Origin of the sequence: Erwinia sp. V71 (assembly GCF_965644245.1) — a bacterium.
Classification (GTDB): Bacteria; Pseudomonadota; Gammaproteobacteria; order Enterobacterales; family Enterobacteriaceae; genus Erwinia.
Genome location: NZ_CBFFRK010000030.1, coordinates 1 through 26,236, shown reverse-complemented (window position 1 = coordinate 26,236; position 26,236 = coordinate 1). Strand labels below are relative to the sequence as shown.

Genomic DNA, 26,236 nt, shown 5'->3' with positions numbered 1-26,236 from the left:
TGATAATGATTATCATTTATATTTGTCTTTAGTAACGTTATAACATATAAATATTTGCGGCAATACGTTAAGCCAACCCTGCGATATAAATTTTTTTAATGGCTTTATGATGTAATTGAGAGAAGGACAAGGACTATGGCAAGTACCCTTCAGCACAAAATATGCACAGATATGGCCCCCTTTCTCCCCGGCATATTGCCGGATCGCCTCGCTAATGACTGCGACCTGATCGGCCTCGGGCTCGACTCACTGGCGATGATGAAACTGGCCGCTATGTGGCGTCGGCAAGGTTACGATGTGTCGTTTGCCCGCTTGATTGAACAGCCACGCCTGGATGCCTGGCTGGCTTTGATGACGAAACAAACACCACCCGCGGAGCAGGAAAAAAAGGCAGTGTTGCCAGGCACAGATGAAAACGAACCTTTCCCTCTGGCGCTCATGCAGCATGCATACTGGGTGGGACGCGACAGTGCTCAGCATCTGGGGGGCGTTGCTGCGCATTTCTACCATGAGTTCGATCTACCGCAACTGGATGTTGCACGCCTGGAAAATGCGGTACATCAGTTGATTGCCCGTCACGGTATGCTAAGGGTGGCCATTCTGGAGGAGGGGCAGCAGCAGGTTCTTGAACACGCGAAGTGGCCCGGGCTTAGGGAATATGATTTACGCCAGGAGACAGCAGATACCGCCACCCTGCGAATGGAGGCGATTCGCGCCGCGCTGTCACATCGCCAGCTAAATATTGCGCAAGGCGAGGTGTTTGATGTGCGTGTGACGCATAAGCCCGCCGCCCTCGGTGGTGGTTGCCGCCTGCATTTTAATCTCGACATGATCGCGGCGGATGCCTTGAGCCTGCGCGTTCTGTTGGACGATCTGGCGAGGCTCTATCTGGATCCGCAACAGCCGCTGCCTGTGCTGGATCTCTCGTATTGCCAGTATCAACAACTACGCCACGCCTGGCTGCAGGAACCGCAGCAGCAGGCGCGCTACGCACAAGACAAGCAGTGGTGGCTGGAGCGTTTAGCCGATTTGCCTGGCGCACCGACGTTACCCAGCGTTGGGTTAAACCCGGACAATGCGCAGCAGACGGTGGTCCGTCGCCATCGCTGGTTTGATGCCAGGGCCCGTCAACAGCTGGAGACCAGTGCGCGTGAACACCAACTGACCTTGCCGATGATGATTGCCGCTGCGTTTGCCGAAGTGCTGACACAGTTCAGTGACGACGAAGATTTCATTCTTAACCTGCCGTTGTTCAATCGTGAACCCCTGCACACCAGCGTACCTGCGCTGGTGGGAGATTTCACTTCGTCAGTGTTGCTGGAATGGCGGGGCAGCAACCCCGGCAGTTTCCTTGAACGCGCGCAACGCCTGCAACAGCAGTTCCGTCAGGATGCGGCACATCCCTGTTTTTCCGGCGTAGAAGTGCTGCGTGAAGCGGCACGCGTGCGCGGTCAGCAGCAGTTTGCTCCCGTGGTATTTACCAGCGCTTTGGGACTGGGAGAGCTGTTCAGCGAACGCGTCCAGCAGGCCTTTGGGCAGCCCGGCTGGATTGTTTCACAGGGGCCACAGGTGTGGCTGGATGCGCAAATTACCGAGTTAAATCAAGGTATTCTGGTGAACTGGGATGCGCGTGAGTCCCGTTTTCCAGCGGGCATGCTTGATTTGATGTTCAATCAATTTACAGGGCTGATTGAGGCACTCATCGCCAGTGAACAGGCGTGGCAACAGCCGGTGCAGAGTGCGTTACCCTCAGCACAACAGGTCGTACGCCAGCGGGCGAATGCCACCGATGCCCCTTTACCTGAGAGCGATTTGCACAGCGCTTTCTTTCGTCTGGCACAGCTGCAGCCGGAAGCTCCCGCGTTGTTTGGACCCCATCAGGTGCTCAGTTATGGTGAGTTGGCTGAACGTGCACGCCGCCTGGCGACGCATCTGCTCAATCAGGGCGTGCAGCCAGGGGAACTGGTGGCGATCGCTTTGCCCAAAGGACAGGAGCAGATCATTGCGGTGTTGGGGGTACTTGCCAGCGGTGCTGCGTGGCTACCGCTCAACCACCTGCAACCGGAGCAGCGCATTAAAGCCATCCTGCAAAATGCCGGGGTGAAACAGGTTATTGACCAACTACCGGATGAAGATTCGCGGCTCCCTCTGGCGGAAGTCACTCACAGCGATCCGCAGCATCTGGCTTACGTTATTTACACCTCTGGCTCAACCGGCACGCCGAAAGGGGTGGAGATCAGCCATCTGGCAGCTAAAAACACCATCGACGATCTTAACCGCCGCTATCCACTGGGCGATCGCATGCGCACTCTGGCGGTGTCGGCGCTGAGCTTTGACCTGGCGGTGTACGATATCTTCGCGCCGCTGTCAGTGGGTGGGGCGGTGGTATGCATTGAGGATGAGAGCTGGCGCGACGCGCAGCGCTGGGTGACGTTGATACGGCAGCATCAGGTCAGCGTACTGAACTGTGTGCCCGCCATTGCGGAGATGACGTTCACCAGTGCCGCTGCGGATAACCTTACGTTACCACTCAGGATTGTGCTGCTGGGCGGCGACTGGGTCCCGCTTGATTTGCCGAAGAAGTTACGCATAGTCGCTGAGCAGTGTCGCTGTATTGCGCTGGGCGGCACGACTGAAACGGCGATCCACTCGACGGTTCAGGAGATCACCACTGTGCCGGCTGAATGGCGCTCGGTGCCTTACGGATATCCGCTTAACAACGTTCGTTGCCGTGTCGTGGACAGCCTGGGCCGGGATCGCTGTGACTGGGTCAGCGGTGAACTGTGGATTGGCGGCGCAGGCGTTGCGCTGGGCTATCGCCACGATCCCGAGCGTACCGCCGACCGTTTTGTCGTAGAGAAGGGTGAACGCTGGTATCGCACCGGCGACTTAGCACGCTACCACCCCAGTGGCTCTCTGGAGTTTCTGGGGCGGCGCGATCATCAGGTGAAAGTGCGGGGCTACCGTATTGAGCTGGGCGAAATTGAATCCGCGCTGATTTCCCACCCAGGCGTGGCACGCGGCATTGTTCTGCTCGATGATGAACAACATCTGGTGGCGGCCTATACCAGCCAGCAGCCGGTGGAGAGTGCGGCGCTGCGTCAGCATCTGCAACGTTATCTGCCGCAGGAAATGGTACCGGAACGACTGGTGGCACTGTCTGAACTTCCGCTCAGCCACAACGGCAAAATTGATCGCAATTTACTGCGACAGTTACTGGCCGACCTTACACCGGAAACGGCCCATACCTACGAGGCTGCCTTGCCAGGTGTAGAACAAAAGGTGGCTGCGATCTGGCATAAAACACTCGGTATATTACCGGGTCGTCAGGATAATTTCTTCATGGCAGGCGGTGATTCACTGCTGGCTACCCGTGCCGTGGCAGAACTTCGTCGCCAGGGATTTAGCGATGTTACCCTTTCAAAACTCTTTGCTCATCCGGTATTGGCAGATTTCTGCCAGACATTGAGCGGCAATCAACCGACAACCGCCACGCCTGCCATCGTTCATGATGCTAACGGGCGTTACGATACCTTCCCGCTGACGGATGTGCAGCAGGCTTACCTGTTTGGCCGGGAAAATGAGTTTGCGCTGGGCGGCATTGGCTGTACGTTCTATCGTGAATTTGAGGTTAATCATCTGGATCTCGCACAACTGGAACGCGCGGTGAACCAGTTGATTGTGCGCCATGACATGCTGCGGGCGGTATTCAGTAACGGCCAGCAGCAGGTTCAAAAAGAGGTGCCGCACTATCAGATCCCGCTGTTCAACCAGCCGGGTGAAGATAACATTGGTCTGCAACGCGCAGAATATGCCTCACACAGCTTCGATCCGCAGCACTGGCCGCTCTTTAGCGTCAGCGTGGCGCAGCGGGGTGAAGAGTATCGAGTGGCAATTGCTATCGACAACCTGATCCTTGATGCGCTCAGTATCCTGTTGTTCTATCAGGAACTGGACGCGCTCTATCATCAGCGTTCGTTGCCGACCGTCCCCGCTGTTCAGTTCCGTGATGCGCTACTGGCACGCCTGCCACAGCAGGCGCAACGTGAGGCTGCCTGGGACTGGTGGCGGCCACGTCTCGACCACCTGCCGCTGGCTCCGCAGTTGCCGCTGGCCCGGCAACCTGAAGCGATATCGGTACCGAAGTTTACCCGCCGTGAGTACTGGCTGGGTTCGGAGCGCTGGCAGCAGCTGATGCGAAAAGCCCGCCAACACGGTGTAACACCTTCAGCGGTGATGCTCAACGCATTTGCGACAGTACTGCGGCGCTGGAGCCATCAGCCGGACTTTACCCTCAATTTGACCCTGTTTGATCGTCCTGAAGGCCACGATGATATGACCCAGGTGATGGGTGATTTCACTTCGCTGGTTTTGGTGCCGTGTCGTCATGCCGACGGCGGCTGGCTGGATGAAGTTTGCCAGGTACAACGCGATATGTGGAGCGCGCTGGATCACCGTTCGCTCTCAGCCGTTGAGGTACTCCGTGAACTGGCTCGTCTGCATCAGGCGCCTGAACTGGTGATGCCAGTGGTGTTTACCAGCGCTTTGGGAATTAGCGCAGAACCGGAGCAGGGCATCTTCAGTCAACCCGTTTATGGCCTGTCACAAACGCCGCAGGTCTGGCTGGATCACCAGTTAACCGAGCTGGCAGGCGGTGTCTCGCTGGTCTGGGATGCGGTAGAGGTTCTGTTCCCGGCGGGTATGCTGGATGCGATGTTCACCGCCTATCAGCAGCTCATCCATCATTTATGTGACCATAACTGGCTGCAGTCGCTTCCCGACCTCTTGCCTGTGCCCCAGCGTCAGGTGCGAGAGGCAATCACTGCCGCTGCACATCGCCCCTATGTAGCGGAAACATTGCATCACGCTTTTTTCCATCAGGCCAGTCAGACACCGCAGCAGGTGGCGTTGATTTGGATGCAAGAGCAGCAAACCTGTCAGCTTTCTTATGCTGAGCTGGCACAGCAGGCGCTGAAACTGGCGCACTGGTTGCAACTGCAGGGGACGCTGACGGGCGATAGGGTGGCGATTTCACTGCCGAAAGGCCCGCAGCAGGTGATCGCGGTGCTGGGGGTGTTGGCTGCGGGGGCCAGTTGGGTACCGATTGGTATCGATCAGCCACAGGCACGCAAACAGGCGATTTTGCAACGGGCTGACGTACGGCTGATGCTCGATCAGGACACGCCCTTGACCGGCGATCAGGCTGTGCAGACGGAAGTCGCGGCGTTGGCTCATCCGGTAGCAATCTCTCCCCAACAGCTGGCGTATGTCATCTTCACATCTGGCTCGACCGGAGAACCTAAAGGCGTTGAGATGTGCCACGCCGCCAGCCATAACACGGTGCACGATTTGCGCCAGCGACTGGCGATACAGCCGCAAGACCGCATTCTGGCGCTCTCGGCACTCGATTTTGATCTTTCGGTATTTGATCTGTTTGCGCCGTTAGGCTGCGGGGCTGCGCTAGTGATGGTGGATGAGGAGTACCGTCGCGATGCAGCTCACTGGATACACTTAATGCAAACTCATCGGGTCACTCTGTGGAATTCGGTGCCAGCGCTGCTGGAGATGCTGCTGACAGCCGCGCAGAACGTCACGTTGCCTGCGCTGCGGGCGTCGTTGATTTCCGGTGACTGGATCCCCCTGTCGCTGCCAGAGAGATTACAAATGAGCGCCCCGGGATGTTGTTTACTGGCGCTGGGGGGCGCCACTGAAGCCGCTATCTGGTCAAACATTTTCCCGGTGACCACGATCAAACCTGACTGGCGTTCGCTCCCTTATGGTTACCCGCTACATAATCAGCGTTGGCGTGTGCTTAATGCGGTCAATGCCGATTGTCCTGACTGGGTGGAAGGCGAACTGCTCATCGGCGGTGCGGGTTTGGCTCGCGGCTATCTCGGCGATCCAGCGCTGACTGAGGCTCGTTTCCCTGTGCTTGATGGCGAGCGCTGGTATCGTACCGGCGACCGCGGCCGCTACTGGCCAGACGGTACGCTGGAGTTCATGGGTCGACTGGATACGCAGATGAAGCTGCGCGGCCATCGCATTGAGGCCGGTGAGGTTGAACAGGCATTGCAGACGCTTAAAGGCATCGACCAGGCGGTGGTCTCATTGTGGCACGATGGCATCACACAGCGACTTGTAGCTGCCGTCGCCCCCCACACCCCTACCCGTGTCGAGCAGGATGAGGTATTCCATCCTGACAGTACTCAACGCGGTCTGCTGCAGTATGAATCAGCGGTGGCCGAACACATTCTGACGGAGCTCCTGCAACTGCCCGCGGAAGTCGGTGCCGTCTGGCAAGTGAACGCGCTTCAGCCCGATGAAAAGGGCGAGCAGGTGCTGCAGCTGTGGCTGAAATGGCTGGTGTCGCGTGGTGTGGTTCAGCCACAGGATACACACTACATTGCCACTGGAACCGCTGCCGTGATCGCCAGACCTGAAACGGCGCAGATCGTTGCGGCACGCACCCGTTATGCCAGCTGGCGCGCCATGTTGCGGGGTGAGCAGGACCATGTCGCACTGCTGACCGACAGCGTATTCAGCCCTGCCAGCCTGTCGGCCGCGGATGATGAGACACGGCAATGGTTGTCACAGCTGGCGCTGCATGTTAACAGCCTGCACCACCAGAGCGGCAAGCCGATCAACATCGTGGAACTCAACGGGGCCAGCGGTCAGCACAGCGCTGCGCTGCTGGCGCGCCTGCCGCAGGGCAGCGTGCATTACACCTTGCTGGAATCCTCCCCATTGGCGCTGGAGCAAGCGCGGGCTCAACTCGCAAACAGTGGTCATCAGATCGATTTCATGTTGCTGAATGAACTGTATGTGCCGGAAGAACTGCAAAACTCGGCTGACATCGTGCTGGCGGCGAATGCGTTGCACCGCTACATCCAACCCTTACATGGGCTGAAGGCAGCTTCTCAGTTGCTGAGGCCTACAGGAGAGCTGTGGATGATGGAGCGACAGTGCCTGACACCGGTTGCCATGATCAGCGCCGGGCTGCTGGCGGGAGGATATGGCAATAGCAGAAAAGATCCGCTGCGTACTGGCGCGGTATGGCTGCAACGAGCTCAGGCCAGTGGTTTTACATCCTGTGAGTGCAACCTCAGCGGTCTCGCCGCCACTTTAACTCTACGCCCTTCACATCATCATACGCTGCCCGATAACTGGTCGAGTCAGCTGGCGGAAAAACTGACCAAAGCCATGGTGCCGGAGCGGTTGGTTCTGCTGACACATCTGCCATTGACCGCAAACGGTAAGGTTGATCGTAAGCGCCTGCAATCACTGTATGACAATCTGCCCAGGTCACAACAACAGCAGGAAACACTCAGTCAAACTGAAGAAAAACTAGCTCAGCTATGGGGAACATTACTTGGCATTACGCCGCACATCGGCCGCCAGCAGGGCTTTTTCGAATTAGGGGGGGATAGTTTGCTGGCCACACGCCTGATTAACCTTATCCGTGATGAATTTGCCGTCGATATCGCGCTGCGAAAAATCTTTAGCGCACCTGGCCTGCAGGCAATGGCTGCCGGGATTGAGGCACAGCAGGCTCAGGCTGCCACCATGGAAGGAGGTGTTCTGTGATTGGTATTTTGGGAGGATTTGGTGCCGTAGGCAGCGAGGTCGCACGTATCCTGCATCAGTGGGGGGAAACTTCGCTGCGCGTGGGAGGGCGTCACCCGCAACCTGTCGCCTGGGCCCAAAGCTGCTATGTGGATGTAAGTGACGAAGAAAGTCTCATGGCTTTCGCCACCGACTGTCGGTTGATCGTGAACTGTGCTGCGCCTTCGGCACGGCTGTCACAACAGGTGGCGAACCGACTGCATGCCGCAGGTATTCCGCTGGTTGACGCAGGAGGAATTGATTGTCCGGCAGCGTTAAAACCTCCGGTTGGACGGCATCCGGGCAGCGCGTTGTTCGCAGCAGGCGCATTGCCAGGCTTGTCCGGCATTCTTCCTGTGTGGCTGGCGCGTACGCTTGACCGCGTCGATGTGTTGCACTGCTGGTTTGGCGTGTTTGATCGTTTCACCCCAGGCGGAGCAGAAGACTATCTTGAGGGTGTGCTGCGCACGCCAGCCTCTCAGCATACCCTGCCGCGGCGACAGTCCAACGTCATCCTGCCTTTCTTTCCACGCCCGGTGCTGCTGCAGCCGTATGAAGATGAGGAGTCGCTCCGGGTCACCGAACAACTGGCGCTTCGTTACAGTCGATGGTATCTCGCGCTTGATGGTGAACACCTGGCCCGCGCGTTAGAAACAGCGCGTGTATTACCACGAGAGGCAGCAATACAGGCGGTGGTGGAGGGGGCGACACTGGATGTGGCGGGTCGACATGCATGGGTTAACTTTTTGATCCAGGTAGATGGCGTGCGTCAGGGCACTAGCACCACGTTAACCTTATTGCTGAGAGCGCCGGGCATTGCTCAGTTAACCGCCGCCTGTGCGGCGGCATGCGCTAAATGGCTGCTGAAGTCACCTGAGCCAGTCCTGGGGCTGGCAGCCGAATGCATCGATATCGAAGCGTTCATGCTGCTGTTCTGCCAGGAGCAAATCGGTATTGATATTGAGTTGTTTGACCGCGGGATTGAGCATTTAAACGAAATGAGCGGAGGTGCGCTATGAACGCGGTACCGTTAAAGGTGCTGGTGTGTGGCTCCACTTTTGGCCAGTTCTGGTTGGCAGCACTGCAGCGTTATCCACTGCGCTTTAAAGTGGTGGGGCTACTGGCGAGCGGCAGCGAACGTAGCCGTGATTGCGCGCAACGCTATGACATTCCGCTCTACACCGATATCGCCTCATTACCTGAAGACATTGACCTGGCCTGCGTGGTGTTGCGTGCTACCGTGATGGGCGGTGCAGGCAGCGTTCTGGCACAGCAACTGATGGCCAGGTGCATTCATATCATTCAGGAGCAGCCCGTACATCATGATGAGGTGGTGGCGAACCTGCGCTCAGCGCGTGAATTCGGTGTGCAGTATCGGGTCGGCAACCTCTATCCACATCTGCCGGCGGTGCAGCAGTTCATTCAGTCTGCCCACCGCCTACTGCGGCGGCAAAAGCTTCAGTTTATTGATGCTGCGTGTGCCAGCCAGGTGGCGTTCCCACTGATCGCGATACTGGTGGAAGCCCTTGGTGCACCTCGCCCGTGGCAGTTTCATGCCCAGGCACAATTACCAGAGGCACCTTTCCAGGTGGTGCAGGGACAGTTGGCCGGAATCCCCTTAACGTTGAGTGTACATAACGAAGTCGATCCGCAGGACCCTGACAACCATTTCCAGCTGTTGCAACAGATCACGCTGGGCTTGCCCGCGGGACGGTTATCGTTGATCGATACACATGGACCCGTGATGTGGTTCCCGCGTTTGCATATCCCTGAGGCGGTAAAACGCGACCGCGATTTTAGCAGCCCGCAATCAGCACATCTGATGGAAGAGACCAGCGCCATTATCGGCGAGGTCCAGCGTGCCAGCTGGCGCACCACATTGGCGGAACACTGGCCAGAAGCCATTGCCCAAGATTTACTGGCGCTGGCGGAGAGCATCCTGTCTCCTGATGCCCCCCGCTGGAGTCCGCAATCCCTGTTAGCTCAATGTCAGATGTGGCAGGCGCTGACCAAAACACTCGGCTATCCGCGCCTAAATCCGGACCAGCGGTTTGAACCTCTGGCGCGTACCTTGCTGCCTGTCACGACCGGGCTGGAACGCAAAGCCACCCCACAGTGGGATTTTACCCAGCGGGCAGAGCTGCTGGTGAGTGGCATTACTGCTCAGCAGGTGACGGATTTTGTCGCGCGGATGGATGAAGCTTGCCTGAACGCCATGCTGTTTAGTCTGCAACAGGGAGGCGCCTTGACGCATCCCGATCAGGGTCACGACCTGCCAGGGATTTTGCAACAACTCCAGGTGGCCGAAGCGCATCACGCCCTGATTGGACGCTGGCTGATGCTGCTGGCCGATGCCGGTCTGGTGATGCAACGAGGCGCGCACTACTTTTGCCGACGAACGATCGGCTATACCGAGCTGCATCACAGCTGGCAGGCGGTGCACAGGGTGTGGGACAACCGCCTGGGCTCTGCCACATTTATCGATTATCTGTGGCAAAACGCGGAAAAGCTGGGTGAGCTGATGCGCGGCGAACAGAAGGCGGCACTGTTGCTGTTCCCGGAAGGCCGTAACGATATAGCCGATGCGGTCTATCGCCATACCATCACCGCCCGTTATCTCAACACCCTGATTGCCGACTGGGTCCTGAAGCAGCTCAGCCAGCGAGCGGCACCGCTAAAAGTACTGGAGATTGGCGCAGGCACCGGTGCCACCACCGAACAGGTACGGGAACGGCTGCATGAGGTGTATGGGGAAACGCCGCCGCTCAACTGGCTGTTTAGCGATGTCTCACGCTTTTTCCTGGTGAATGCGCAACAGCGCTATAGCCATCTCTCCTGGCTCTCGACTGCACTGATCGATATTGACCGCCCCCTGACCGAACAAAGCGTCGCTGCAGATTCCCAGGATCTGCTGGTAATGGCGGGGGTACTGAACAATGCACAGAACAGCGAGCAAACCATTCGTTGGCTGGCTGAGGTGTTACAACCGGGCGGTGTCATGCTAATCACCGAACCGACGCGGGAACATCTGGAAATTCTCACCTCACAGGCCTTTATGATGCCGCCACCACAGGACGACCGGCAGCGCAGTGAACAGCGTTTTCTCTCACCAGAGCAGTGGCAGGATCTGCTGCAGCGCGCCGGGTTGATTTGTGAGGCTTGCCTGCCCGACGAGGGGCATGTGCTCGCACCGCTCGGACAGTGTCTGTTTATCGCGCGGAGGCCAGGCAATGCTTAGGTGCAGCCATATTCTCTGCAAAGTCGATAACATTCGTGCCTGCGTAGCCCAGCTTGAACAGGCTGGGTTCAGCGTGCAGTGGGGGGGCGATCCGGCTCGGGCACACAATGCTCTGGTGTGGTTTGAAGAGGGGCCGTTTCTGGAGTTCTTTGAACTGCCGCGTTGGTTCCGCTGGCTGAGCTATCCCTTTGGCTGGCGCTTCGGTTCCAGCGCCGGTCAGCGTCTTAGAGATTGGGCGCAAGCTGGCGAGGGCTGGTGTGATGTGGCTCTGGAACCTGAACAGTATCAGCCCGAAGCGCCACTTAGCCTGGATAACGTCAGCCAGCATTTGCGTCAGCAGGCGCTGGCAGGTTCGCGCGTCGTAAACGGCAGCCGTAAATCGGTACAGGGTGAAAGGGTGAACTACTGCTTTATGATGCCGCGCGGTAACCATCTGCCGTTTATCGTCTCTCATTACCACCCGCTGCAGCGGCCGGTTTGCGTCCGGCATGCCAATGGCGCACGCGCCGTGGCCCGGGTGGATTTTCATATACCGCTGCCCAGCCACTGCCAGTTGCAACGCCTGTTGCCTGCGGACCGCTGGCTCAATAGTCAGCACGGTGAGCGGCGCTATGTCAGCAGCGTGGTTTTACAGGGGTGGCAGGCACTGCCGCAGACATCCGATTTTATTCAGTCGTTATTTAACCCGTCGCAGGAGGCGTAATGCGCGAGCTATTTTCTGCCTTACAGCAGGTGCTGGAAGGGGATTTACTGTTGCCGCAGCATGCGGAATACGAAGTTGCTCGCCGGGTACGTAATGCCCGTATTGACTGCCGGCCCACCGCGATTGTGCGCTGCGTCAGCGTGCAGGATATTCAACAGTCACTGCAACTGGCGGAGAATCAGCAACTGCCGGTTGCGCTGCGCGGTGGTGGCGCTCACGTGGCCGGTTACGGCACCTGCCAGGATGGGCTGGTGCTTGATCTGTCCCGCATGAATCAGATCACTATTGACCCGGATAAACGCCTGGCGCACGTCGCCCCTGGGACCACCTGGGGCGAACTGGATGCGGCAACACAGGCGTACGGTCTGGCGGTACCCGGCCCGCGTAATCCCACGATCGGTATCGCCGGGCACACCCTGGGCGGCGGCGTTGGTGACCTGTCGCGCCAGTTTGGCCTGACCAGCGATAACCTGGTGAGCTGCGAGCTGGTTACGTTGTCCGGTGACGTGCTGGAAGTGAACCCACAGCACGATGCTGAACTGTTCTGGGGTTTGCGCGGCGCGGGCGCCAATTTTGGCGTGGTATCGCGTTTTACGTTTCAATTGCATCCCGTTGAGGGCGTCGTGGCCGGCGTGCTCGCGTGGCCCGCACGGGACATTCCTGTTGTGTTGCGCCGGGCACGTAACTGGCTGGCGCAGGCACCGGATCAGGCCTCGTTGATTGCCCTTGTCTGGACGGCACCGCCGCTGCCATTTTTGCCAGAATCACTGCATTTTGAGCGTAGTATCATGCTCATTCCCACCTGGTTTGGTGCGCCAGAGCAGGCGGAACAAGTGCTTGCGCCCCTCAAGGTGGGCGCGTTGTGCGACACGCTGCAACCGATGCGTTACGTCGATTATCAGCGCCTTCTGCCCTCGGCGCCCAACTACCTACAGCAGCATGTTTACAACCGTGGCGAACTGCTGCGTGAACTGGATGATGACACGCTCGAACGACTGCTGGCGCTGTTCCAGCGTGCTGGCCCGAATTTCTCGCTGGTGTTTGGTGCCCTTGGCGGTGCCATTGCCCGTGCCCCGGCGGGCGCAACCGCGTTTGTTCATCGAGATGCCAACTGGTTTGTTGAAGTCTGTGCCCAGTGGTACGGCGAACCCGATAACCCAGCGATGCTGGCACCCGCCATTGAGGCCTGGCAACAGCTGCAAGCGGTGAGCTGCGGTCCTTACGCCAACCTGCTGCCTGACCATGAACCGCGTTGGGCGCAGGCCACGTATGGCAGCGGCTGGGCACGCCTGGCGGCACTCAAACAGAGATTCGACCCGACTAATCGCCTGCGTTTTAACGTCAATATTCCGCCCCGGTCATCCCGCGTGATGGCTCAGGGCAAGGAGGATTTAGCATGACTGACCATTCCATCGCCTTTGAACTGCTTCAACGCCTGCGCAACCGTGGCGCACAACTGTGGGAGGAGCATGGCAAGCTAAACTACCGTGCGCCGCAGGGTGTGATTTCAGCGGATGATTTACACACGCTGAAGGCCCATAAAGCCAATGTGTTAGCCATTCTCGCCGGAGAACAGCAGCAGACCACGCTCATAGCCGATGAGACTGCGCGTTTCGCACCGTTTCCACTGAGCCAGGTGCAGGCAGCGTATCTGGTCGGGCGTAATGATGCCTTTGGCTATGGCGGTGTAGCCTGCCATGTTTATCTGGAGGTGAATTATCCACCGCTGCAACATGCCAGAGTCAGCGCTATCTGGAATGAGCTGGTCACGCGACACGACATGCTGCGCGCGGTATTTGATCGCAGTGGCAGCCAGCGCGTTTTACCCGATGTGCCGGAACTGATCATTGACTGCGCGAGTAGCGGAGCAGAGCAGGGAGAAGCGCTGCTGGACAGCGTGAAGCAGCAGATGGGGCATCGACTCTACCAGCCCGAGCAGTGGCCGCTGTTCAGCCTGAGTCTGTCGCAGTTGCCGGCACGCAGCGTGCTGCATTTATCGATGGACTTCCTGATTGCCGACTGGGCCAGTATCTGGCTATTGCTGGGCGAGTTTGAAGCGCGTTACCAGCATCCTGACCAGCCGTTGCCTCCGCTAACGATTCAGTTCCGCGATTATCTGCTGGCGGAGCGCGGCAGGGATGAGTCACCGGCGGCCCAACGCGATCGCGCCTGGTGGCAGCAGCGTATTCCTCAGTTGCCAGCCTCGCCGCAGCTCCCGTTGCTTGATACACAGGAACGACAGCCCGCACGTTTTACACGACGTTTTTTGCAACTGCCGGAGGAACGCTGGGCGGCACTCAAACAGCAGGCGGCGCAGTGCGGTATTACCCCTACAGCGGCGGTGTTAACCGCCTATGCCAGCGTGCTGCAGCGTTGGTCTGTCAGCGAACACTTCTGCCTGAATCTGACGGTACTTAATCGTCAGCCGCTGCATGAGCAGGTGGATCGTCTGGTGGGCGATTTCACCTCGGTCAGCCTGCTGGAGGTCGATCAACGCCGTCCAATGAGCTGGGCGGAGCGCGCCAGCGCCATCAGCCAGCAATTGTATGATGACCTGGATCATCGCCTTTGTTCCGGCGTCGAAGTGATCCGTGAACTGGCTCGCGCCAAAGGGCGCGATTACGCTTTGATGCCTTATGTTTTTACCAGTGCCATCGGCCTGGTGCCTGCCGATGCGGAAAATGCGTTGCAGGGCAAACTGGATGGCCGTGGCATTACCCAGACGCCGCAGGTGTTTATCGACTGTCAGGCGATGGACAGTGCTGCCGGTTTACAGGTCAACTGGGATGTGCGCGACGGGGTATTCCCGTCGGGGATGATCGACGATCTGTTTGCCAGCTTTGAATCACTGCTGAATGCCATGGCGCAAGAAGATGCGATTTGGCAGCAGACCGCGCAGGTTGCACTCCCCGAATGGCAACGTGAACAACGGTTGCAGGTCAATGATACCCGCGCACCGCTACCCGAGGGCGGGCTGCACCAGACATTCTTCGTACAGGCTCACCTGACCCCGGATGCGCTGGCGGTGATCGATCCCCAGCAGCAGATGACTTACCGTCAACTGGCGGACGCATCCTTGCGCATTGCTGGCCATCTGCAACGGCACGGCGTTGCCATCGGCGAACCGGTCGCGATCACTCTGGAAAAAGGCGTAATGCAGGCCGTGGCGGTGTTGGGTGCCATGGCGGCGGGTGCGGTCTGGGTGCCAGTCGATGTCTCACAGCCGGCGGAACGTCGCCGGCAAATTCTGGCAAACGCGGGTATCCAACGGGTGCTGACCCAGCAACAGGTAGTAGAGTGCGGCGTCAGTGGAGAGTGGCGTATTGATGTGGATGCATTGAACGCCAGCGAGCCTCTGCTGGACCCACACGCGTCACGCAGTAGCGATGCGGCTTATATCATTTACACCTCTGGTTCCACCGGCCAGCCCAAAGGGGTGGTGATGGTGCATCAGGCGGTACGGAATACAGTTGAAGATATCAACCGACGTTTCGCCGTGCGGGCCACCGACCGCGTGCTGGCGCTGGCGCAACTCGGCTTTGATTTGGCGATTTATGATCTGTTCGGGCCGCTGAGCGTGGGTGGCGCGGTAATCTATCCTGAACCGGCACGCGCCACCGATCCCTCGCACTGGATTGAATGCATCGAATCACAACAAGTGACCCTCTGGAACAGCGTGCCTGCACTGATGCAGATGCTGGAGAGTGCGCTCCAGCACCAGCAACTGGCGAGTTTGCGACTGGCATTACTCTCGGGTGACTGGATCCCTTTAACGCTGCCGGAATCACTGGCGACGCGTCTGCCACAGCTTCAGCTGGTAGCGCTCGGTGGTGCGACTGAAGCAGCCATCTGGTCTAACTATCACTGCTGGCAGGGCCGTGATGCCATGTGGCGCAGCATCCCTTACGGTCTGCCGCTCAGCAATCAGGGCTTCCGCGTGCTGGATGAAAACATGGCGGATTGCCCTGTGTGGTTGCCTGGCAATCTTTACATCAGCGGTGCGGGACTGGCGCAAGGCTATCTTAAAGATGCTGAGAAAACTGCGCGCCACTTTATCCATCATCCGCATGATCAACAGCGACTGTACTGGACCGGCGATCGCGCCCGCTATCTGCCGAACGGTGAACTGGAATTTCTTGGCCGCGCGGACAATCAGCTCAAAATCAAAGGTCACCGCATCGAACCCGGGGAAATCGAAGCGGCGCTTAGCGCTTTACCGGGCGTGGAGAGTGCTTGCGTGGTGCCCCATGGCGAAGGTAACCAGCGACAACTTCTGGCATTAGTCAGCGCGCAGCGTCAACCAGCGAACCCCGTGGATTACGACCGCCTGACAGATCGTATTGATACCGCAACCGCAGGTCTTGTGCAGAACATCACCGCTACGCAGTTACAACAGGCGATGACAGCCCTGGATGCTGTGGTATTACAACAGATGCGCGACACGCTGCAATCTTATGGTCTTAATGATGAGTTCAGTGAAGCTCAGCTACGAGAAACACCCGTGAATGCTCGCTTCTTCTGGCTGGTGCGCCGCTGGCAAGCGATGCTTGCGCAGGCTGGCGCTTTGCCTGATTACAGCTGGCAGCAGGTTGACGCGCTGTGGCAACCTCTGCTCGATGCCCCGGCATTTCTGGCTTACATCCGCAGCAACCTGGAGAATCTTTCCGGGCTGCTCGAAGGGCGTATTGATGCTCAGAAGCTGCTGTTCCCGCAGGGGCAACTGACCAACGTGCAGGCGCTGTATCGTGAAAATCTGATGGCGAAGTACCTGAACCAGGCTGTCAGTGCCCTGACGAGCCTGATTGCACAGCAGCGCGTCCAGCGGCCTTTACGTATCCTCGAAGTTGGCGCAGGCACTGGCGGCACGACGGCGGATGTGCTGGCAGCGTTGAGCGAACAGACGATTGAATACCACTTTACTGATGTGGCGGCCTTCTTCCTGCCTGAAGCGCGTGCCCGCTACGGCCAACGAGCGGGCATGCATTTTGGCCTGCTGAATATTGACGATGATGTTCACACGCAGGGCTATTGCCCGGAGAGCTTTGATATTGTGCTGGCCGCCGGGGTACTGGAAAACGCCCGTGACCAACGCCGGGCACTGGAAAATATCCAGTTACTGACCGCGCCACAAGGCTGGGTGATCCTGACGGAGCCGACGCGTGAATGTCCGTGGATCATGGCTTCTCAGGCATTCATGATGACGCCACCGGAAGACAGCGAACGTCAGCATGAGAGCTATCTTGATCAGCATGGCTGGCAGGCGCTGATGCAATCGGTCAGCGGTGATCCGGTGCTGTGCCTGCCGCGACCAGGTCACGTGCTGCATCATCAGGGCTTCCATTTGCTGGCACAACAAATCAAACGCGATCGTCTGCCGCTGTATCCGCAAGTGCTACTTGATGCGCTGCAACAGAAATTACCGCGCTATATGATCCCGGCGCAGATTCAGTCGGTTGCAGCACTGCCGCTAACGGCAAACGGAAAAGTAGATCGTAATACAGTCGTCAACTGGTGGGTCGAGGAGGCTGCAGAGCATGACACGCCGCCAGGCCTGCAACCGCAGGGGGATGCGCTTGAGCAGTTGCTGTGCCAGCATTGGGCTGAAACGCTTGGAATTAAACAGATCGCGCTCGACCAGGATGTGTATAACCTGGGGGCTGACTCGCTGATCATGGCACGCATGGCAGGCAAGCTGCGGCAGGTGCTGGCCGCTGACCCCTGGCAGATGGGAGATATACCCTTTGATGTTTTGCTGCGTCATATGCTGAATGGCCCAACGGTGCGCGCGCTGGCGCAGGCTATCCGTTCGCAGCATGCGCCTGATGCGGCTGCCGCAGCGCCTCAAGCCGGAGAGAAACTGCAGCCAGAAATCGAGGGGCGGGCTGAGGGCAGCAACGGTATTCTGCTGCCGATGGGGGGCGGGAGTGAAGGCCCGCTGCGGGTGGTGTTCCATGCCGGCCTGGGTACCATGGATTGCTTCCGCCCGATGCTGGCGGAGCTGGAGAAAGATCCGCGCGGGCCGGTCATCGGCATTGTGATTGCCGATACCGCACAATATTGCGCCTTGTCCCCACAACAGGCGGTTGAGCGCATGGCAGATGATTACGCACAACGCCTGCTGGCCACCGGACATAGCCGCTTCCAGCTGATTGGCTACTGTCTGGGCGGGTTGTTTGCTGTAGAAGTGGCGCGTCGCCTCAGTGAGCAGGGCGCAGAAATCGCTGACCTGGTGCTGATCAGCAGCCATCCGGTACTGTTCGAGGTGCAGGATGATCTGATGATCGAATCGCTGTTTATCCCCAATCTGCACATTACGCTGGCGCAGGCCGGTTTCGGTGAGGTCGATGGCGATGCATTAGTGAAGGGCTTTATGCAGGTGATTGAGCAACATCATGGCCGCATTCCGCAGGGTGCGCTGGCGCAGTTACCCGGCGCGGCGGGCTTGTTTTTCCAACAGATGCAGGCATTACCGATTGAAGAGCGTTTTGCGCGTTATGTCGCGGGTGTTGAACAGTTCACCGGTCAGCAGATGCCAGCCGAAATGGCACTGGGCCTGTTCCGCGTATTCCGCCAAAGTTTCCGTGCCGCGCACTTCACCCCCAGCACTTATGTCGGCGATATCCGCTTCCTGTTGCCCAATCAGGGCTCTGGATTCGCACCGGGTATGGATGACAATACGCTGAACTTCTGGCGTAACGTCTGCCTGGGCGAACTGCAGGTCACTTCGATTGCGGGTAATCACTTCAGTTGCATCGATACGCCCAACGCACAAGCCGTGGCGCAGCGGGTGAATGAGGGACTGAAATGAAGTTACTGGGCCAGCCTGGCAGGTTAGTGGCAGGCGTGCCGAAGGTGGCGCGCTCACTTAACCTTGCACTTCTTTTTGGCAGCGTGGCGGGCTTGCTAAACGTCAGCGGCATAGCTCTGCTGGCATGGGCGGTGACGCCATTACTGTCTGTCCCGATGTTACCACCGTCGTCATTTATCGCCCTCACCGGCAGTGTGCTGCTGTTGGTGCTGGCATTCTGGTTACGCTTACAGGCAGAAGCACGGGCTCACGAAGCCAGTTATCAATTAGAGGAAGTACTGCGCGAGCGTCTTGTGGAGCACCTCAGTTGTTTACCGCTTGGAGTGGTACAACAATGGGGCAGTGGGCGGTTACGTAAAATCCTCCAGGAGGATGTTAAAGCGCTGCACATTGCGGTGGCGGATGCGGTGCCGTTTATCGGTGCCAGTCTGAGTCAACCGCTGGCCGCGCTGCTGGTGCTGGCGCTGGTGCAGTGGCGGCTGGCGCTGGTGGCGTTGCTGTTTTTGCCGATAAACCTCGTGTGTATGGCAATGATGGCGCGTGAAAATCCCCAGCAACGCAGCCGATACAATGAGGCCAGTGAGTCAGTCAATGCCGGGGTGATTGAACTGGTGCAGGGTATGGCGGTCATGCGTACCTTTGATAATGGCGCCGCGGGTTGGCGGCGCTTTAACGCGCGGCTGCAACAGTTTACGTTGGCGGTGGAAACCTGGATGACAGGTAGCAAAGTGCCCTGGAAAATCAATCGTCTGGCAGGTGCCGCGTTACCGACGGCTGCGGTGCTGATGATAGCAGGTTTTGTGCTGTATCAAGCCGGGCAGGTTACCCTGGCGCAGTGGCTGCTGGCGTTGATGTTGGGTACGTTACCCATCAAAGCGCTCGAACCGTTAGTGCACCTGGCTAACTATCTGAATGACGCTGGCGCGGCCTCAGGCCGCATTGAAGAGGTGCTGCGGCAGGACGTGCTGCCAGAGCCACTACATCCGCAGCAACCGCAAGGACACGCACTCAGCCTGAACAAGGTCAGTTTTCACTATCCGGATCAGCCGCAGCCTGCACTCAGCGACGTGTCATTCACGCTCGCAGCGGGAACACGCTGTGCCATTGTCGGGGCTTCCGGTTCGGGAAAATCGACGCTGGCGCGCCTGCTCCCGCGTTTTTATGACGTGACAGAGGGTAGCATTATGCTGGGTGGTTGCGATATCCGCCAGATGCGCAGTGATGTGTTGTTGAAGCAGATGGCGCTGGTATTACAGGAGCCGTTTCTTATCAGTGGCACGCTGGAGGAAAATCTACGACTGGCTGCGCCCGAAGCCAGTGATGCAGCGTTGCAGCACGTTATGGCCGCGACGGGGGTGAGCGAGATCGTTTCGGCACTGCCACAAGGATTAAACACGCAGATCGGTGAGCGAGGGAGCTCGTTATCGGGCGGCCAGCGTCAGCGTGTGAGCCTGGCCCGCGCACTGCTGAGCAATGCGCCCGTGCTGGTGATGGATGAAGCAACCTCTTATCTCGATGCACACAACGAAAGGCATATTCAGCAGGCACTGGCGCAACTCGCGCCGGATCGCATTGTGATCACTATTGCTCATCGTTTGCAAACGGTCATCGACGCGGATGTGATTGTGGTGATGCACAAAGGCAGAGTGGCTGAGCAAGGCCGTCATGCTGACCTGCTGAATCAGGGGGGTTATTACGCGCGGCTGTGGCAGCACTATCAGCTTGCCAGTCAGTGGACGTTAAAGCGCGAGGGAGAAGCATGATGCGCATTTATCACAACATGATCGCGGTGGCAGGGGAGTTCGCTGCGCCATTTCGCCGGACGTTAGCGTGTGCGGTGGCGGCGGCGATGTTGCAGGCCGCGGGCTGGATTATCACACTGCCGCTGTTTTCGCTCGTGTTAACACCGGGCGCACTGCCCGTGCGTGATATCCTGAGCTGGCTGGTGGTGCTCATTGTCTTGCTGCTGCTTGAAGGCATGGTGCGCTGGCGTGAAATGGCTTTTGTCTATGACTACTGGCATCGCGTGACGGAGGCCATGCGTCAGCGGCTGGCACATCGCTTGCGTGCCATGTCGCTGGAGCAGCTGGCCCAGCGAAAAAGCGGCGATCTGGCAACGATCCTTGGCAATAACGTCACCTTTGCGGCAACGGCGCTCTCTTCACTGGCTATGCTGGCGATTCAACTGGCGGTGGTACCTGCGGTGGTGCTGGTGTTGATCTTCATGCTGGACTGGCGTCTGGGGGCGCTGGTTCTGGCGGGAACAGGACTCATCGTGCCGCTGATACGACGGGCACAGCGTGATGCCAATCAGGACTTTCTGCGCATTGATGAAGTGGATGCGGCAGCCAGCGCAGCCATTGTTGAGTATGTGCAGGGGCAGGCGATGTTACGTGCCAGCAGCCGATCTGGCCTGAACGCGCCTTGTTTACGCGGGGTTTTTGCTCACCAGCATCAGGTGCAGCATCAAAGCGGCAATTCTGCGCGGCTGATTGCCAAAGCACAACTGATCATCCAGCTCACTCTGGTGGCTACCGTCGCGTTGGGGATGGGATTATGCGCAACGCAACAGTTGCCGCTGGCATCACTGCTCTGCCTGACGGTGCTGGTGGCGCAACTGGTCGAGCCTCTGACATTGGGGCTTTCCATGGTGCGCCTGTTTGAACTGGCGGACGCGGCGTTGCAGCGGGTGAATGCGGTGCTCAACGAAGCGGATCTGATCACTGAACTGCCATTCCACCAACCACAGCACTTTGCGATTACGCTGAACAATGTCAGTTTTCACTATCAGCAGCAGGAAAAACCTGCACTCCAGAATGTGACGCTACACATTGCGGAAAAATCCCTGACAGCCTTGGTCGGCCCCTCGGGTGGGGGGAAAACCACGCTAACCCGATTGATGAGCCGCTTTGCCGATCCACAGCAGGGCACTATCACGTTTGGAGGTGCGGAGTTAAAGCATATCCCCCCCGATCAGCTATTAGCACAGGTTTCGGTGGTCTTTCAGGATGTGTGGCTGATGGACGATACGCTGGCGAATAACATTGCGTTAGGTAAACCGCACGCCACGCAGGAGGAGATCGTCAACGCTGCACGTAAAGCGCATATTCACCACGTCATTGAAAGTCTTCCGCAGGGCTATGAGACACGGGCGGGTGAAGCGGGGAGTGCGTTGTCGGGTGGAGAGCGCCAGCGGGTGGCGATTGCGCGTGCCATTCTTAAAGATGCTCCGGTCGTGTTACTGGACGAGCCTACGTCATCGCTGGACAGTGAATCTGAATACCATGTACAGCAAGCGATAGACGCACTGGTGGCGGATAAAACGGTGGTGATTGTGGCGCATCGTTTATCCACCATTCGCGCAGCCGACCAAATTGCCTTTATTGAGCAAGGCCGCTGCGTTGAGTGTGGCGATCACGCCAGCTTAATGGCCATAAAAGAGGGGCATTATCGGACATTAATTGAGGCTCAGCATCCTACCCACGACAGATAATCCTTTCTCTTCAGGCACTCACAGTAATATCGAGTGCCTCCATTCCCCCCTGTACTGACAACAAAAAAAACAGAATAGATGACTACGCGTTAATTGTTATGTTATAACATTTCAAATAATTATCATTTCACCTTTTAGGGGGTTTGGGACCTTATGCAAAACAGGGCACGGAAATGGTCATCGCTGAAACCACTCAGCCTGGCCTTGATGGCAATCATGGTGGCATCGCAGGCCAGTGCAGAAGAGACGATGAATGTCGTCGCCGAATCTGCCGACAGCAGTGGATTGGTCGCAACGCACAGTCAGAGCGCAACCAAAAGTGATACGCCATTACTGGAAACACCTCAGTCGATCTCAGTGATTACTCGTCAACAGATGGATATGCAGAACGTTCGCTCTTTAAATGAAGCGCTGCGTTACACACCAGGCGTGGCGGCGGAGCAATGGGGTGGGGTGAGTGCGTTTGACCAGTTCTCAATTCGCGGATTCAATTACGGTTCCACCGGATTTAACGATCAGTTTCTCGACGGATTGCGCATGAACAACGGGATTGTTTATGGCTATCAACAGGTTGACCCCTTCCTGCTGGAGAATATTATCGTGGTGCGTGGCCCGTCTTCTGTGCTGTATGGCCTGGCCAGTCCGGGTGGAATTATCGCGATGCAGAGTAAACTTCCCACTGCGAAGACCATTCGCCATGTTGAGCTGGAAGGGGGGAATCATCAGTATCAGCGCGGCTCTTTCGATTTTGGCGGAAAAGTCAATGATGACGGCACGGTACTTTACCGCGTGGTCGGGACGGTAACTACCAAAGAAGGTCAGGAGCGGGGCACCGAAATGCGGCGCTGGGCGTTAGCGCCTTCCATTACTTTTCAGCCTGACTACTATAACAAGCTCACGATTTATGCGCGTGCGCAAAATGATCCTAAAATGGCAGCCCAGACTTCCCTGCCTGTTGCCGGTACGGCCAAATACAATCCTAACGGTAAATTACCGACAGACGCTTATCCAGGCGAGCCGGATCATAATACCTTTTCGCGTAAGCAGGCCTCTGTTGGCTATAGCGCAGAACACTACTTTAATGATGACTGGGGCGTCACCCTGAATGGTCGCTACAGTCAGATGACATCAAAATATAACGCAGTGATTTTTGCCGGATTGCAGGACGATATGCGTACCATCAACCGATCAATCGCCGCTTCTGATGAGCATTTCAATACCATCAGTCTCGACAATCAGCTGCTCGGACATTTCACTACGGCGGATATTGATCATCAACTTCTGGTTGGCATGAGCTGGGATCGCTTTACCGGGCACGGCAATTACGCCGCTTCTTATGATGTCCCCACGCTGGATATCTACAACCCGGTTTATGGCCAGGCCATCTACGGCACGCCTGAAAACTATCAGGATACGCGGCTGATGAATACACAGACCGGTTTGTATGCTCAGGACCAATTGAGCTATGAAAAATGGCGCGCCACGGTGGGGGTGCGTCATGACTGGTCAAGCGTGCGTACCACTGACTTAATGGGTTACAGCGCAGATACCAAACAGCGTGATGAAGCCACAACCTGGCGTGCCGGCGTCAATTATCTGTTTGATAATGGTGTTGCCCCGTATTTCACATACGCTCAATCATTCCAGCCGACAAATTCCGTTGACGCTAACGGTAATGCATTTGATCCTTCGCGTGGTGAGCTATACGAGGCCGGGGTGAAGTATCAGCCCAAAGTGCTGCCAGCACTCTTTTCCATTGCCACGTTTAACCTGACGCAGGATAAAGTACTGACCACCGATCCCAACAACATCAACTACTCGGTACAGGGCGGGAAGATTCGTTCCCGCGGCATCGAGTTAGAAGCGCGTGGCCAGCTGACTGACCAGTTCAGCATCATCGGATCCATGACCTGGCAGAATGTGGAATATACCCAGGACAGCAATCGCGATGTCGTTGGGCGCACCCCACTGCGTATACCTACCCGCTTCGGTTCGTTGTGGGTCAATTGGGAAGCGCCGGAGTCCAGCTTTGCTTCCGGGTTTAGTGCAGGTGTGGGGGGGCGTTTCAGCAATGGCACCAAAGGCGGCACGATGGAGAACCAGTTCAGCACCGCTGGCTATGGTGTGATGGATGCCGAAGTGCATTATGATCTGGGACATCTGACTCCCAATCTAAAAGGTGGAAAAGTTCAGGTCACCGCCCAAAACCTTACCGATCGTCAGTACGTTACCAGTTGCTTTACCAAATCTCAGGGCTGTTTCTATGGGGCAGAGCGTGCGGTGATAGCGAAGCTGAGTTGGGATTTCTAGTTATAACTTCACCAGACACTTGGCCATTCAGCATCAGGTGTCTGACGCTTACTAATGAGTTTCCGTCGAGATCAACGAGCGAACTGCAACCCGCTGGCAATAGCGTGCTTAACCTGTTCCACTCGCAGGTTCTCAAAGGGACGGAGTTTGCGAATTAAGGCATCAAGTTTTTCAGGTTCCATCCCGTACTTACTGGGGGCGCGCGATGTATTGACCTGAACGCATACATTAAGTGAACGGCCTTCCGCCGTCAGGTGGCGATTTAGAACTTAAGCGGTATGAAAACTGTCGGGCGCCTGAAATTCATCCGCAAAGCGGGCAACAAACTTCGCTTTGTTGGACTGCAGGTGGCCGATAAATGAATAATGCCGTGCCAGCATAGGCTGATACGGCATTATTCATGTTCTTATTATGCCCGATGCATTACGCCACTTTGTGGCTGTCTTCCTGACCCTGGATATACGGCGGCACATATGCTTCCCGGCAGGTATCCAGATAATCCGACCACCACTGCATCATTGCCTTACAGGCTTCCAGATGCTCAGCCTTATGAATGTAAGCCAGACGCACGGTGTTGCGCTCCTGATGACTCATCTGGCGCTCAACTGCATCCTGCGACCATAACCCCGACTCCATCAGGGCACTGCATGCAATCGTCCGGAAGCCGTGACCGCAGATATCCTTTTTCGTGTCATATCCCATCAGTCGCAGTGCTTTATTGACTGTGTTTTCGCACATCGGCTTGTACGGGTTATGGTCGCCGGGGAAGACCAGTTCATAAACACCGGATATTTCCTTAATCTGTTTCAGAATGGCGATGGCCTGTTCTGAGAGGGGCACGATATGAGCAGTGCGCATTTTGGCACCGCGCTCGGAATGACGCACACCTGCAATGGCCTCGCGAGTGGCAGGAATTGTCCAGGCCCTGTTTCTGAAATCAATCTCCGACCAGCGGGCGAAACGTAATTCACTGGAGCGGATGAACAGATGCAGCGTCAGCAGGACGGCAAGCCGGGTCAGTTCACGGCCCTGATGATATGCCTCAATGCGTTCAAGCAGTTCAGGCAGGCGCTCCAGCGGCAGGGCGGGATAATGCCGTCTGGCAGGTGGTGCCGTCACGCCGTCAAGGTTTGCAGCTGGGTTGTTATCGATTAATCCCTGGTGGAACGCATGGCGCATGATATTACTGACATGCTGCCGCGTGCGGGACGCGACTTCCAGCAGGCCTTTTTCTTCAATCCCTTTCAGCAGATCAATGAAATGACGGGGTTTAAGTCCGATAACTGACAGATGTCCGATAACCGGAAAGACATGATTGTTCAGGCTGGCAAGCAGACGGTCATCGGTATTCTGTGACCATTTTTATTGCTTTTATGCCAGGCCAGAGCCACGGTTTTAAACACCTTCTCCGTTGGGCAGGCACTGCGTTCTGCGGCCCGCTGCTTTACCGGGTTGATGTTCAGCGCCAGCATCTTACGGATACCTTCGCGCTGCTGGCGGGCATCAGACAGGGAGACGGCAGGATAGGCACCCAGTGCAATGCGGGATTCTTTTCTGTTGATACGATATTTGAGATACCAGTGACGTGAGCCGCCGGGTTTGATAAGAAGATACAGACCGTGAGAATCGGAAACTTTGAAGGGTTTTGCGGATGGTTTTAAGTTGCGGATTTTTGAGTCGTTAAGGGACATTTGGGGGTCACTCCGTCATCGAACCAACTTGACCCCAAATCTGACCACCAAATTCTTCCGATGCAGAGGGAAAACTGAAAATGCATCGGAAAGACTTTTCAGGCTAACCTCTTGAATCAACATCAGATAAGGATTCGCAAGGATGCATGAAAGCAGGAATTTGGCTCTCTGACTGGACTCGTACTTCATATCTATCGCCTTCTGTTATAGAGATTTAAAAAGTTAACTGATTTTTTACCAGCATTTTTACCAACATTATTTAATCTGTATGGGTAAAAAGTCAATTGTATTCAATTAATTACGTCAGTTTACGCCAGTAGACATCACTGACAATTGCTACCTCAGAAAATCAAACCTGTCAACTTTTGGAAACCGCTATCGTATAGTAACA

At 56.9% G+C, this 26,236-nt stretch carries 9 protein-coding genes and 1 pseudogene; 9 read left to right on the top strand and 1 reads right to left on the bottom strand.

The window, feature by feature from the left end:
- Positions 1 to 135: 135 nt before the first annotated feature.
- The 9 genes from ACSZO1_RS09145 (at position 136) to ACSZO1_RS09105 (ending at position 24,154) form a co-directional block, all read left to right on the top strand.
- Positions 136 to 7,584, top strand: coding sequence for an amino acid adenylation domain-containing protein (locus ACSZO1_RS09145; RefSeq protein WP_437611708.1), 7,449 nt, complete (start codon positions 136 to 138; stop codon positions 7,582 to 7,584).
- Positions 7,581 to 8,621 carry a hypothetical protein gene (locus ACSZO1_RS09140; protein ID WP_437611706.1) on the top strand — a complete coding sequence of 347 codons (1,041 nt, stop codon included), beginning with the start codon at positions 7,581 to 7,583 and terminating at the stop codon, positions 8,619 to 8,621. The genes ACSZO1_RS09145 and ACSZO1_RS09140 overlap by 4 nt, the downstream gene beginning before the upstream one ends.
- Positions 8,618 to 10,840 carry a Gfo/Idh/MocA family oxidoreductase gene (locus tag ACSZO1_RS09135; RefSeq protein WP_437611704.1) on the top strand — a complete coding sequence of 741 codons (2,223 nt, stop codon included), beginning with the start codon at positions 8,618 to 8,620 and terminating at the stop codon, positions 10,838 to 10,840. Before ACSZO1_RS09140 ends, ACSZO1_RS09135 begins: the two co-directional genes overlap by 4 nt.
- Entirely contained in the window at positions 10,833 to 11,543 is a 711-nt protein-coding gene (locus ACSZO1_RS09130; RefSeq protein WP_181853706.1) for a VOC family protein, read from the top strand. Before ACSZO1_RS09135 ends, ACSZO1_RS09130 begins: the two co-directional genes overlap by 8 nt.
- On the top strand, positions 11,543 to 12,943 hold the full coding sequence (locus ACSZO1_RS09125) for an FAD-binding oxidoreductase (RefSeq protein ID WP_437611701.1): 1,401 nt from the start codon (positions 11,543 to 11,545) through the stop codon (positions 12,941 to 12,943). Before ACSZO1_RS09130 ends, ACSZO1_RS09125 begins: the two co-directional genes overlap by 1 nt.
- A complete protein-coding gene (locus ACSZO1_RS09120; RefSeq protein WP_437611699.1) occupies positions 12,940 to 18,351 on the top strand; it encodes an amino acid adenylation domain-containing protein in 5,412 nt (1,803 codons plus the stop codon). Before ACSZO1_RS09125 ends, ACSZO1_RS09120 begins: the two co-directional genes overlap by 4 nt.
- Complete coding sequence (locus tag ACSZO1_RS09115; protein ID WP_437611697.1) at positions 18,348 to 20,114, top strand: ABC transporter ATP-binding protein; 1,767 nt, start codon at positions 18,348 to 18,350, stop codon at positions 20,112 to 20,114. The genes ACSZO1_RS09120 and ACSZO1_RS09115 overlap by 4 nt, the downstream gene beginning before the upstream one ends.
- Positions 20,111 to 21,844 (top strand): ABC transporter ATP-binding protein, encoded by a 1,734-nt coding sequence (locus ACSZO1_RS09110; RefSeq protein ID WP_437611695.1) that lies wholly within the window; start codon positions 20,111 to 20,113, stop codon positions 21,842 to 21,844. The genes ACSZO1_RS09115 and ACSZO1_RS09110 overlap by 4 nt, the downstream gene beginning before the upstream one ends.
- 153 nt (positions 21,845 to 21,997) lie before the next feature.
- A complete protein-coding gene (locus tag ACSZO1_RS09105) occupies positions 21,998 to 24,154 on the top strand; it encodes a TonB-dependent siderophore receptor (RefSeq protein WP_437611693.1) in 2,157 nt (718 codons plus the stop codon).
- A gap of 423 nt (positions 24,155 to 24,577) precedes the next feature.
- Here the strand turns inward: ACSZO1_RS09105 and ACSZO1_RS09100 are convergent.
- A pseudogene (locus tag ACSZO1_RS09100) lies at positions 24,578 to 25,845 on the bottom strand (tyrosine-type recombinase/integrase).
- Positions 25,846 to 26,236: the final 391 nt, after the last annotated feature.